Origin of the sequence: Peribacillus sp. NPDC096447, from assembly GCF_044762725.1 — a bacterium.
GTDB lineage: Bacteria > Bacillota > Bacilli > Bacillales > DSM-1321 > Peribacillus.
Genome location: NZ_JBIWEV010000001.1, coordinates 1,118,585 through 1,130,659, shown reverse-complemented (window position 1 = coordinate 1,130,659; position 12,075 = coordinate 1,118,585). Strand labels below are relative to the sequence as shown.

Below are 12,075 nucleotides of genomic sequence, written 5' to 3'. Positions count from 1 at the left end.
GAATAGAATATATTTTCCTATCTGATAAAATAGTTGAAGAGAAACCATCGCTTTTAGAAACAAGTTAGAATACTGTATTATTGTTCCACGATTTAATAAAATTATATAATTAATATCTAAAAATCCTCTTATTTATATAACCACAGTCAGGAGCAAATCATGAGCATCGAGAAAAAGCTAATTGTCAATTCAGACAAGGGGAATTTATTAAATGAGTTAATTTCTTCAATAAATGAGTGTGAAAAGTTTTATTTCAGCGTGGCCTTTATTAATTATAGTGGACTACAGCTTTTATTAGATACATTTAAGGGAGCGGAGAAAAGGGGAGTAAAGGGGAAGATTATTACTTCTACTTATCTGAATTTTACTGAAGCGAAGGCTTTAAAGAAAATAAATGAGTTTAGTAATATTCATTTGAAAATTTTTGAAACAGATAAGGCGATTGGTTTTCATACGAAAGCGTATATTTTTGAATTTCAGGATCGTTATAAGGTGATTATTGGTTCTTCTAATATTACTCAAAGTGCCCTTAAGAGTAATATTGAGTGGAATGTTGAGATTATTGCTAAAGAAGATGCTCAATTTCTTAAAGATGTTCTTAAGGAATATGATGGCTTATGGAATAGTAGTGTCGTAGCGGATGACAATTTCATTAGTAAGTATGAAGAGTTTTTGAGTAAATTAAAGGGCTATACGAATACGCATCAATTTATTTATGAAAGCTCTGAATATATCATTCCTAATAACATGCAAAAACGTGCGGTTGAAAACCTTGAGAGGATTAGATCGTTTGGGGAAAAGAAGGCCTTAGTTATAGCAGCAACAGGGACGGGTAAAACATATATGTCTGCTTTTGACGTAAAGGGATTCAAGCCTAAAAGATTACTGTTCATTGTACATAGAGAAGAAATATTAAAAAAAGCAAAAGAGACCTTTGAAAAGCTCCTTTCTAATGAAAAACTGACATTTGGATTACTGACTGGGAATCAAAAGCAAAAAAACGCTGATTATACTTTCTCCACCATACAAACTGTGTCTAAATGCTACGAGGAATTTAAACGAGACGAATTTGATTATATTATTTTTGACGAGGCTCATCATGCGACAAGTCCTAGTTATCAAGCAGTGCTAGAATATTTCGACCCACAATTCACATTAGGAATGACAGCTACTCCAGAGAGAAGCGATCAACAAAATGTCTTTGACCTATTTGATAATAATGTTGCATTAGAAGTTCGTTTACATGAGGCTTTAGAGGATGAACTTGTGATTCCCTTTCATTATTTTGGTATTACCGACATTGAGGGAATTGATTTAAGTGATGTAGATATTGACGATGTAGCGGAGATAACGAAGAGATTAAAGGTTAACGAGAGAGTCGACTTTATTATTAAGAATATGAATTTCTATGGCCATGACGGTGAAAAAAGAAAAGGTCTAGGTTTTTGCGTAACCGTTGAACATGCACAATATATGGCACAAGAATTTAATAGTAGAGGTATTCAAAGTATCTGTTTATCTGGTAATGATTCAGTCGAGCAGAGAGCGTATTATATAAATAAGCTAGAAGATGACCATGATGATTTAGAATTTATTTTCACCGTTGATATTTTTAATGAGGGTGTTGATATTCCTTCTGTTAATACTGTCTTAATGCTTAGACCTACTAACTCTCCGATTGTTTTTATTCAACAGCTGGGAAGAGGACTTCGTAAACATAAAGACAAGACCTTCCTAACGGTACTTGATTTCATCGGGAATCATAGTAAAACGTTCTTAATTGCAATCGCTTTGAATGGAAGCCGTTATTATGATAAAGAGAGCTTGAAGGTTGCTATAGCGACTGGTTTTGCAAATATTCCAGGTTGTACGCATATTCAAATGGATAAAATTTCTGAAGAACGGATATTAGCGCAGATTGATAAGGAAAACTTTAATTCTTTGAAGTATTTGAAGGAAGAGTACTTTGAATTTAAGAAAATGAATCAAGGTAAAATTCCTTTATTATTAATGGATTATATGAAATTTGATGGAGCTCCAGATCCGATTAAGTTTATTAATCGCGATAAAACCTATTTGCAATTTGTAGCTAAGGTAGAAAAAGAAGATTCCTTGAAAAGGCTATTACTAGACGAAGCTTTTGAAGGAGTATTAAGAGAATTATCGTGTAAGTTACCTCTAAAGCGAGTGTATGAATTTGCTATTGCTAAATATCTATTGGATCATGATGATATTTCTTTAGAAACCGCAAAACGTGAGATATTGAAGTTGGCTAAAGAGGTAGATGAAGATAGCGTATTGCATGCCTTGCAGTGTCTAAATCAGGATTTTTATGATCCAGGTCAGAAAAAGAGGAACTTGAAGTTATTTGCTCTTGAAAATGGTCATTTAACTAAGACATCTTCTTATCAAAAGGTTCTACAGAATGAAGAATATAGAACGTATATCGAAGATCTTATTATTTATGGAATCTTTAGATATGAAAAGGAATTTAAAGAAGACTACTATGGTGTGCCACATTTGAAGTTGTATGAGCAATATCAAATGGGTGATGCTGCATTACTATCAAATTATCGCAAAAGTCACAGTGCCTTTAGGGGTTCTGGTTTACTTTCAAATGGAAATCACTACTTCTTATTTATTGATTTGCACAAGGAAGAAGATATTAAGGAAAGTATTAATTACCACGATGAATTTATAAACGAGCGCATTTTTCAATGGCAGACTCCAAATAGTACTGCCCCAATTTCTGAGAGAGGAAAAAATATTGTATTCAACCAGGATAGAGGGATACATTTACATTTGTTTATTAGAAAGTATAAAGAAATAGACGGAAAGACAGAACCGTATATTTATATCGGTAAGGGTAACACGGTGGAATATGAAGGGGAAAAGCCAATTACCGTTACAATGAAATTAGAGAATGAAGTCCCAGCTAGTTTATATACTGAGTTCACTAAAAGAGTATAGTCTTCTCATTTGAGAAGACTATTTTTTTTCATTTATTAATTGTTCCACAGCTGGAATGTCTGCAGGGGCCCATTTTAGAGAACTTAGATTCTCTCGCTTTAACCATATCAGTTTAGAATGCTCATTGGCAGTTGGGGTACCTCCAATGATTCTACATTTTATTGACAGTAGGTTAATAATGAAGGTTTTATACTCATGCGTATTATCATTAAAGATTGAAGTCTCTGTTTCAACCTTGCATTGTAATTCCTCATCAATCTCTCTTTTTAAAGCAGTAAAAATATCTTCTCCCATTTCTACTTTTCCACCTGGGAATTCCCACATATTCGGGATGCTCATAACTGGAGAGCGTAACGCACATAGTATTTCATCTTTTTCATTTTCAATGATGGCTGCAACTACTTTAACTTGCTTCTTCATGTTATCCTCCTATAGGTTTGCTATGATTAAATAATATCATGATTAAGTGAGGTTTGTGATAAATACAAAAATTGGGTAAGTGATATAATTGTAATAAATTTTGAAAATCTTTCGGATTCAGCATTAAGGTAAATGAAAAGTTAAAAATGGGAGTGAAAAGATGGAAATAAACAGAATAAAGTCAGTTCTTAAGGCATGGCTCTTATTAGAATCATTAGTACCAAGCGAGGTTCCTGGTAAAGGTGATATAAAAGGAAATTATTTTAAAGATAATCAAAATAGGGATAAAACACGTTTGATAAAGTTTCATGAGAACCCTTGGGAGAAGGATCAATTAAAAGATAAAGACAAATATCAAGTTCGATACCAGTATTATCTATCCTGTTTTGATTATCATAAACTTGTCCGTTTTTTACGCGATAATTTTAAAAATAAGGACGAGATTATTAATAAGGAGCGTAAAACTTTATTTAGTTTTTCCTTTTCGGTGGACAACAGGGGGCAATATGTAAAAAATTCTATGTTTGTTCCTTTTCTTATGTATGTAATGAAAATGATGATGGAAAATTCAAAAGTGAATTACCAGGATCTCAGCACACCTTTTCGGAGCCAATTGGAACTGTTTGAGGAACAGGCACAGACCATCTTTATTAATGGAGTAACAAAAGAGTCTTTAATAAAGATTCAGCAAGTTTACCAGCAGTATTTTCATCGATTAGAAAATGAACAACTAAACTATTTGGGGATGGAAGTTACTAATGCAGACCAAGAACCTAGATCTAAGAAATTTAACAGCTTCTACCAAGAAGACTTAGAACAAATACTAAAGAAAGGAGAGAATGAAACACTTGGTCAGTTTATTGAAGGAAAAGGGATTGAAGAACGAATAGATATTAATGAAAATCAAGGATATATTGAAGAAGTCTTACAGCCTAAAAACATGCCAGATGGTCGCTGGCCGTCACCAGTAGATCATAGATTGTCATTAATGCAGCAAGTAGCTGTAAATCAAATCTTAAAGAATGACCAAAAAATTAGTTCTGTCAATGGACCGCCAGGAACAGGGAAGACCACGTTATTAAAAGATGTTTTTGCTAACATTGTAGTCGAAAGAGGAAAAGGAATGGTGCAATTTAATAATCCCACTGATTGTTTTAAGAAAGTAAAAACAATCAATCTAAAAGGTTATCACTATCCTATCTATTTATTAGATTCAACATTAAATAAGTATTCTATGGTTGTTGCTTCAAGCAATAATGGGGCTGTTGAAAATATCTCAAAGGACCTTCCTAAAAAGGATGAAATTATTCGTCATGCTGGAAAAAGTAAATTCAAAGATTATGATGAATTGTATGCTAAAGAGGCGAAAGATTTATCTATGTACCCATCAGCAGCAAAAGAACTTTTAGGTGACAACAGTGATACCTGGGGACTTTTTTCTGGCGCTCTTGGAAAATCTGATAATATATCTAAATTTGGTTGGAAGCTATATGGTAGTAATAACAATGGAGATGCTTTTCTCCATCAATTAGAACAGGATAGTAAGCAAGTAAAATTAAAAGATTGGGAAGATGCTGTAAAGGATTTTCAGAATATTTTTGAATTGGTAAGAGAAAAAAAAGAAAAACTTCAAAAATTTTCCAATGATTACAAGAGCACACAAGCTTCAGATATGTTATTAAAAGAGTTAGAGAATCAGCTACCTATTCATGAGCAAGAACAAATGAATATAGAGAATGAGATGAGACATTTAGAACAGCAAAAGCGATTGACGGAACAACAAATTAAAACCTTACCTAAGCAATCCCTTTTGCAAAGAATCCTATTCAAAAAAAATATAAAAAAAATTGAATTGGAAAAGGAATTAAATGTTATTATTTCATTCTTAAAAGAAGTAGAAAAAGAGCTTTACCTAAAAAGAAAACAACTTGAGGAGACTAAAGGGAAGGTAGAAGGATTAAAAGAAAAACTAGCTACTTTTGCAGAGCAGTTAGATTATTATAAAAATCAAGGACTAACTTTACCTGAGGAAGGCTACTGGTCAAATTCGAAGCAGGCATACGAACGGCGCCAATTAAATACAATTTGGCTTACCGACGAACTAAATTTCACAAGGGGATTACTGTTTTTAAAGGCCATGAAACTCCATAAATTAATGCTAGCTTTTAATTTTGAAGCAATCAAATCTACTTTGCGCTTATTAAATAATCGTAAACAATTGAATCTTAATGATAAGGATCATAGATTATATCTTAAGAATATTTGGAAGTCAGTTCATTTAATTACACCGTTGGTCAGTACAACTTTTGCAAGTTTTAGCTCTATGTATAAAGGTGTAGAAGAAGAATGTATAGATTACTTGTTTATAGATGAGGCAGGACAAGCAAGTCCCCAGCAATCAGCAGGTGCTATATGGAGATCAAAGAGAGTAATAGTAGTAGGTGACCCAATCCAAATTGAACCAGTTGTAACAATCGATGAAACAATTTTAGGGGATATTAGAAAGTACTCCAATGTAGATGATAAATATATTGGTACGGGTGCCTCTGTTCAAACATTAGCAGATCTAGCAAATCCGTACGGAATGCTTAACAATTATGATCAATGGATTGGAACACCATTATGGGTTCACAGAAGATGCTTAGATCCTATGTTTACCATTGCGAATGAAATAGCCTATGATAATAAAATGGTATTAGCTCAAAAGAGTCGAGGGAGGAGTGCCTGGTTTGATTGTAAAGGATTGGCTGTAAATCGACAGTTCGTAGCAGAGCAGGGAGATTTAGTGGCAGATCATATTGTTGAGTTATGGGAAAAGGCCTCCACTCCTCCTGATGTATATATAATCTCTCCCTTTACTGCAGTGAAAGATGGTATCAAACAGGTCCTAAAACAGAGGCTGAAAAATATGCAAATTTCTAATGAAGAAATTGAGGATTGGTTGGGGAAATCTGTAGGTACTGTTCACACATTTCAAGGGAAAGAAGCTGACATTGTATATTTGGTAACTGGTACAGATGAAAATAATGATGGAGCGGCTAATTGGTCATGTTCAAAGCCTAATTTACTAAATGTAGCTGTTACACGAGCTAAAAAGGAGTTTTATGTAATTGGTGATTATCAACGCTTTTCTAACAAACCCTTCTATGCATCTATCATAGAAAACATAGATGGGGTTAAAAGTGATAATAGGTCAACATTACACATCTAAATTTTATATGAAAGGGGTTATTAACTAAATTTGTTATTTTGAAACTCGTTTTTTAAATGCAAACAGGATTTATTAAAGGTGGATGTCTTGATATTTAAATTAAACGATGCAAAAGAAGTGATATGTGGATAGAGTCCGCGACAATTGAAAGCTATAAGAAAAAGAGACATCCCCCAAAGGAATGTCTCTTCTCTTTTTATAAACTAATCACACTCATCATCCCCTCATGCGTCGCTTCCTCTATCGTCCGTGGCCCAAGGCAATCCCCAATCTGTTTTACAATAGGCGCATGGCCTTTCATTTCTTCGAATAGTTCTGTGTTGGGTATGCGGCCAAGGGAGAGGACGATGGAGTCCCAGTTTGTTAGTTCTTGTTTTTGTTGGGTGAATAGGTTCCGGATGATGACTTGATTTTCTTTGATTGCCCCGATGTCGTAATGGGGTAGGAGTGTGACGTTTAGGTTGTATAGTTTTTTTAGGTATTCGTTCCTGAGATATTGGTGGACGGTTTCGCCGATGTGCAGTCGTGATGATATGAGTGTGACTCCATGTCCTTTTTCGGCTAGGTAGATGGCTGCTTCCATGCCGGGCCAGTCACCGCCAAAGTCGAATACCAAGATGTTTTCCCCCACGTTTTTGGTTGAGCTGAAGAGGTCATCACTCATGATGATCCGTGGGTCATCGATTCCTTCGATGGCTGGTGTATAGGGCCGTGAGCCTGTTGCACAGATGATGGCGTCCGGGTTCGATTCGGATATTTCTTGGGCGGTTGCGGTTTTGCCTAATTGCACATTTATATTGCTTCTCATTAGTTTCCTGGAGTAGTTATCGAGCATTGATTCTGCGAGTTCATGCCTCATTGGTGCTTTGCGCATGGTGCGAAGCAGGCCGCCGATTGATTTACTTTGATCGATCAGTGTCACGGAATGACCGAGATAGTCCGCTGTTATGGCTGCCTGTAATCCGCCAGGTCCGGCGCCGATGACTAGGACATTCTGTTTGTTTCTTGTTTTCTTTAATTCTGGTAAGATCCATGCTTCTTTACCTGTTGTTGGGTTTTGGACACAGCCAATCGGCAGTCCTTTATGATAGTGACCGATACAGGCTTGTAAACAGCCTATGCATGCATCGATTGCTTGCAGGTCGCCGTTTCTTGCTTTGTTGGGCATATGCGGCATCATGGGGACCGATTGCCATATCAAGTGTATTTTCAAAGAAGGTAACGAAAGAAGGCGCCTTTTGGAGCATCGTATTCGGATTCGTTGGCGTGATACTCGGAGAAAGTCTCGGCATGTTCGGAATCAGCCTTCCCGTTTACCTCAATCCTGTCATCATTGGTTTACTCTTAAGCATAGGCGCACTTATCATTGGCTCCAAGTATGGAACGATCACCATCGAAGAAAGGGAGTTTCAGGCAAATATCCTTCAAACCCCCATTGAAATAGACGAGCAAAAAGAAATGAACATCACCCGCAGATACCCAGCTTATTTAATGATCAGCGGCGTCATGATCATCATGGTTACACTAGTGTTTTATTATTGGCCAATCAATATGAATTGATTGAACGAAACTATTGTACTGGCAGGGGGAAATCCCTGCCTTTTTTGAATGAAAAAAAGTGTCCAGGTTTCCCTAGACACATTACGGATGAATAGTAACTGGTGTCCCGATTGGAACAATTCTTGATAATTCCTCCACGTCCCGATTATGCATGCGAATACAGCCTTTTGAGACGGCTTTACCGATCGAGCTGGGATCATTCGTTCCATGAATGCCGTAGTGCTCCTTGGATAGACTCATCCACATTGTACCGAATGGGCCTCCGGGGTTGGGGGCTTTATTAATGATGATGAATTGCCCTACTGGTGTACCGAAAAGCATTCTTCCAACAGCGATTGGATATTGTTTTTGCAGTACTCCATTTTTAAGCAGTCTTAGCCTGCGATTGTTAACGGACACATCGATCTGAAATGGAATGGTATCAGCAGGGGGAAAACCAGGGATCATGATGGGTTGACCAGGATAAATGACATTTGGATTTATGTTCGGGTTAGCAGCGATGATGGCCGATAGCGGTTTCCGATAGTCCCTGGATATCTGTGTCAGTGTTTCACCTGGTTTAACTGTATGAATCAGTCTGAACACCTCCATAGGTTATAGTTGTCATGTTTCATTCTATGTGATTTTTCAAAAGTGTTTCGTAAATCGTTGTTAGCTGTTATCTGTTTTTAATGAAACTTATATGTTAAGTAACTTAGCCGAAAAGAAACCGAAATGAACTTTTGTTAAAATAAGTTTTTATCGAAATGGATTTTTGTTAGTTAAAGAGGGGGAATAAGGGTGGAGGAACATGTGAAAAAGGCTTTAGTAGAATGGAATGAAGAAATCAGTGATGTGTTAAATGGGATAGAAAAAGAGTATGAAGAAGTTAAGCGTGATCTTCAGGTTTATTCCTATAAATTCAATATTACCAAACAAGTTGTACAATCCACTATAAATGATGAAATTATTCGAAACATCCGTGAGCTCTATCATAAACCTTTCGAGCAAAAATTGAACGAATTGAAAGAGTCTATAAAAGAGCTGGAAGAAAAGAGAAAGGTTTTTCAAATGTTTGTCGATAAAATTGAAAAGGTTAGTGAAAGAGAAGAAGGAAAACCGCAAATATCAGTCATATAAGGCAGCGAAGGCTAGGATAATCATAGCGACTCTACTATTCTATACACAAAAACCATGGCAGCGAATATAACTGCTTTTTTTTGCTGGAATTCAAAAAAAGTAGCCCCTTGTTTACCCCAACATCTACCCGGGTACACTATCCTATAAACAGGTAATGGGGGAATTCTATGTGGAATGCGGTCTTTTGGGGAGGGGTTTCGGGTTCTGCAGTCCTGATTGGCGCACTAGCCGCCATCTTCATTCCGATAAAGAAAAACATCATTGGCTATATTATGGCTTTTGGTACGGGTGTATTGATTGGTGCCGCGGCATATGAACTGCTTGCTGATTCGGTGAGTGATGGAGGAATCTGGGCGACGGGGATCGGATTCATAGCAGGGGCCGCCGTGTTTACTGCCTTGGATTTTCTTATTTCCAAAAAAGGTGCGGATAAAAGGAAACGGTCCAATAATAGTTCTTCGAAGGAAGCGGGCCTAGCCATTTTCATCGGGACGGTGATGGATGCCATACCGGAGTCGATCATGATTGGCGCAAGCTTAATAAGCGGCGGCTCGGTAAGCTGGCTATTGGTCATTGCCATCTTCATCAGTAATATTCCGGAGGGGCTCTCAAGTACAACCGGTCTGCTTAAAAGTGATTATTCCAAGAAGAAAATCATGCTGCTGTGGTTTTCCGTCCTGATCATTTCGGCACTATCCTCGATGTCGGGCTATCTATTCCTCGATCATGCCCCGGATTATGTCCTGGCGGCGATGGCAGCCTTTGCAGGCGGCGGAATCATCGCCATGATTGCCTCAACGATGATGCCTGAAGCATTTGAAGACGGAGGTCCGATCACGGGCATATTCACCGCTGCCGGCCTGCTTATCTCTTTGGTTCTGGATTCGATGTGAGATTGTCCCCTTGGAAGGAAGGGGGCAATTTTTTTTTGTATAAATTCTATCATAGAAGGAAATGCACAAGGAAATCTATCTCGAAAAAGAATTGTTGGTGTTAAAATATCATTTCAAATCATACACTCTTCATATAGATTTTAGACATTGAGGAGATGTTAGAAATGAACTTCGAGATGCAAATAGCGAATATGTTGGCGGATAATATAAATGGTTTCATTACATTCGTCCGGGAAAATCATGAAAATGAAAACAATTGCTTTTGTTTAAATAGAGATAAAATGTATCAATTGAAGCTTCTTGTCGAGGAGTTTAAGTTTCAAGTATTGGCAGATGAACTTAAACGAATCAACAGGTTTACCTGGGATGAAAACTACACGCATTTATTAGTTGATAGATTCAGGAATGGAATGGGCATCATTGAAGAATACGTAGAAAATAACTACAGTGATTTATTCATTTTTACCGCTAGAATTTACACATTGAATAGCCTCAGCTTAACATTTTGCAAGGAGGAATGTCTGTGAAGAAAGCGGCTACTGAATCACGTGACGTCATACCCCTTTAGATCCTTTGCCTAAGGGGTATTTTCATGTCCAAAAGGGTAGTTAAAACATGTGCAAGGTTTTGTCAGGGTTTATCATGATCAACCAAAGTAATGACTACATTACCCTTTTTATGTCCTAGCTCTACATATCTATGTGCCTCGGGAAGCTGTTCCAGCGGGTAGCGTTTATCAATGACCGATTTTATTTTGCCAGTTTCGATAAGCTCCTTGAGGAGTAGTAAATCTTCCGTAAGTACCTTTGCTATTCCTTGTCCTTCAACGGACACGTATCGCCCGTTAGGGGTTAGTGCTTTTTTGCATGTGGCTTTTGAGCTTTTTCCGACTGCATCAAAGATGATGTCATATCGCTCTTGTCTTTCCGTGAAGTCCTCTTCCGTATAATCAATCACTTTATCTGCTCCCAATGATCTCACCAAATCAAAATTAGCGGCACTGCATACTCCGGTAACTTCTGTTCCAAAGTATTTGGCAAGCTGTACGGCTGAAGTCCCTACCGATCCGGATGCACCGTAAATGAGGACTTTTTGTCCGTCCTGGATATTGGCTTTTCTGAAAAAATGCAGAGCTGTCGTTCCCCCAAAAGAAACGGCGGCCGCTTCCTCATAGGTCAAATTGGCAGGCTTCAGTGCCATGGGCCCGTCTTCAGGTAAACAGGTGTATTCGGCATGTGCCCCAAAATTCATTCCAGTCATGGCAAAAATCTGGTCACCTTTTTTGAATTTTTTCACATTCTTCCCTGTTTCCTCTATCTCCCCGGCCAACTCCACTCCGAGTATCGGTTTTCGCGGTTTTCTAAGACCCAGGAAGATCCGCATCGGCAGCCATAACAAGAAAGGGCTATTGAAACTCCGGACTCTTATGTCCCCTGAAGCCACTGTTGCCGCATGGACCTTTACCAGAACTTCATTGTCCTTGGGAGTTGGTTTAGCTACCTCTTGGAGCTCCAGTACATCAGGTGAACCGTATTTCGTGCATATCATTGCTTTCATCTCGAGTCTCCTTAGTTTTTGGATTCAATCTTTTAATACTATGTAATAAGTTGCAATATAAAACTACATTATGGAAGCATATTCATGATCACCGTCATAAAATCATTGGCTGTCTTTGTCATCATTGCCCTCTATACTTGGTTTAATGGTAATTCACGAGTAAAAGCTTGAAATTCACGAGTAAAACTCCAAAACTCACGAGTAAAATCCTAGAATTCACGAGTAAATCCCCAAAACCTGCGAGTAAAACCCTAAATAAAGCTAGTGAGGTATCCATACTTGATGTATGGATATCTTTTTTTATACATATTGCAATTTATAAATTATAAAATGTAATATATATGT

10 protein-coding genes are annotated in these 12,075 nt (G+C 37.3%); 6 read left to right on the top strand and 4 right to left on the bottom strand.

Annotated features, from left to right (window positions below):
- The first annotated feature begins 159 nt into the window (after window positions 1-159).
- A complete protein-coding gene (locus tag ACIQZD_RS05650) occupies window positions 160-2,970 on the top strand; it encodes a DEAD/DEAH box helicase (protein WP_402899209.1) in 2,811 nt (936 codons plus the stop codon).
- A gap of 18 nt (window positions 2,971-2,988) precedes the next feature.
- Here the strand turns inward: ACIQZD_RS05650 and ACIQZD_RS05645 are convergent, their stop codons facing one another.
- Window positions 2,989-3,390 carry a (deoxy)nucleoside triphosphate pyrophosphohydrolase gene (locus ACIQZD_RS05645; protein WP_402899206.1) on the bottom strand — a complete coding sequence of 134 codons (402 nt, stop codon included), beginning with the start codon at window positions 3,388-3,390 and terminating at the stop codon, window positions 2,989-2,991.
- A 160-nt stretch (window positions 3,391-3,550) separates the two neighbouring features.
- Between ACIQZD_RS05645 and ACIQZD_RS05640 the strand changes: the two genes are divergently transcribed.
- Window positions 3,551-6,601, top strand: coding sequence for a DEAD/DEAH box helicase (locus ACIQZD_RS05640; protein ID WP_402899203.1), 3,051 nt, complete (start codon window positions 3,551-3,553; stop codon window positions 6,599-6,601).
- Window positions 6,602-6,797: 196 nt separating this feature from the next.
- Here ACIQZD_RS05640 and ACIQZD_RS05635 read toward each other — a convergent pair whose 3' ends face one another.
- A complete protein-coding gene (locus ACIQZD_RS05635) occupies window positions 6,798-7,769 on the bottom strand; it encodes an NAD(P)/FAD-dependent oxidoreductase (RefSeq protein WP_402899200.1) in 972 nt (323 codons plus the stop codon).
- On the opposite strand from ACIQZD_RS05635, the gene ACIQZD_RS05630 reads away from it, so the two are divergent.
- Entirely contained in the window at window positions 7,754-8,161 is a 408-nt protein-coding gene (locus tag ACIQZD_RS05630) for a hypothetical protein (protein ID WP_402899197.1), read from the top strand. The two genes, ACIQZD_RS05635 and ACIQZD_RS05630, sit on opposite strands and share 16 nt — an antisense overlap.
- An 81-nt stretch (window positions 8,162-8,242) precedes the next feature.
- Here ACIQZD_RS05630 and ACIQZD_RS05625 read toward each other — a convergent pair whose 3' ends face one another.
- Entirely contained in the window at window positions 8,243-8,737 is a 495-nt protein-coding gene (locus ACIQZD_RS05625; RefSeq protein ID WP_402899969.1) for a L,D-transpeptidase family protein, read from the bottom strand.
- A gap of 204 nt (window positions 8,738-8,941) precedes the next feature.
- On the opposite strand from ACIQZD_RS05625, the gene ACIQZD_RS05620 reads away from it, so the two are divergent.
- From ACIQZD_RS05620 to ACIQZD_RS05610, 3 genes are all read left to right on the top strand, one after another.
- On the top strand, window positions 8,942-9,280 hold the full coding sequence (locus ACIQZD_RS05620; RefSeq protein WP_057276953.1) for a hypothetical protein: 339 nt from the start codon (window positions 8,942-8,944) through the stop codon (window positions 9,278-9,280).
- A gap of 167 nt (window positions 9,281-9,447) precedes the next feature.
- Window positions 9,448-10,173 (top strand): ZIP family metal transporter, encoded by a 726-nt coding sequence (locus tag ACIQZD_RS05615; RefSeq protein ID WP_402899193.1) that lies wholly within the window; start codon window positions 9,448-9,450, stop codon window positions 10,171-10,173.
- A gap of 164 nt (window positions 10,174-10,337) precedes the next feature.
- Entirely contained in the window at window positions 10,338-10,700 is a 363-nt protein-coding gene (locus ACIQZD_RS05610) for a hypothetical protein (protein ID WP_402899190.1), read from the top strand.
- A gap of 103 nt (window positions 10,701-10,803) precedes the next feature.
- On the opposite strand, the gene ACIQZD_RS05605 is transcribed toward ACIQZD_RS05610, so the two are convergent.
- Complete coding sequence (locus ACIQZD_RS05605; protein ID WP_402899187.1) at window positions 10,804-11,730, bottom strand: NAD(P)-dependent alcohol dehydrogenase; 927 nt, start codon at window positions 11,728-11,730, stop codon at window positions 10,804-10,806.
- Window positions 11,731-12,075: the final 345 nt, after the last annotated feature.

Excerpts from the sequence above, each read along its gene's own strand:
- ACIQZD_RS05650 (WP_402899209.1), top strand. The coding sequence starts at position 160 with ATGAGCATCGAGAAAAAGCTAATTGTCAATTCAGACAAGGGGAATTTA.
- ACIQZD_RS05645 (WP_402899206.1), bottom strand. The coding sequence starts at position 3,390 with ATGAAGAAGCAAGTTAAAGTAGTTGCAGCCATCATTGAAAATGAAAAA.
- ACIQZD_RS05640 (WP_402899203.1), top strand. The coding sequence starts at position 3,551 with ATGGAAATAAACAGAATAAAGTCAGTTCTTAAGGCATGGCTCTTATTA.
- ACIQZD_RS05635 (WP_402899200.1), bottom strand. The coding sequence starts at position 7,769 with ATGCCCAACAAAGCAAGAAACGGCGACCTGCAAGCAATCGATGCATGC.
- ACIQZD_RS05615 (WP_402899193.1), top strand. The coding sequence starts at position 9,448 with ATGTGGAATGCGGTCTTTTGGGGAGGGGTTTCGGGTTCTGCAGTCCTG.
- ACIQZD_RS05610 (WP_402899190.1), top strand. The coding sequence starts at position 10,338 with ATGAACTTCGAGATGCAAATAGCGAATATGTTGGCGGATAATATAAAT.
- ACIQZD_RS05605 (WP_402899187.1), bottom strand. The coding sequence starts at position 11,730 with ATGAAAGCAATGATATGCACGAAATACGGTTCACCTGATGTACTGGAG.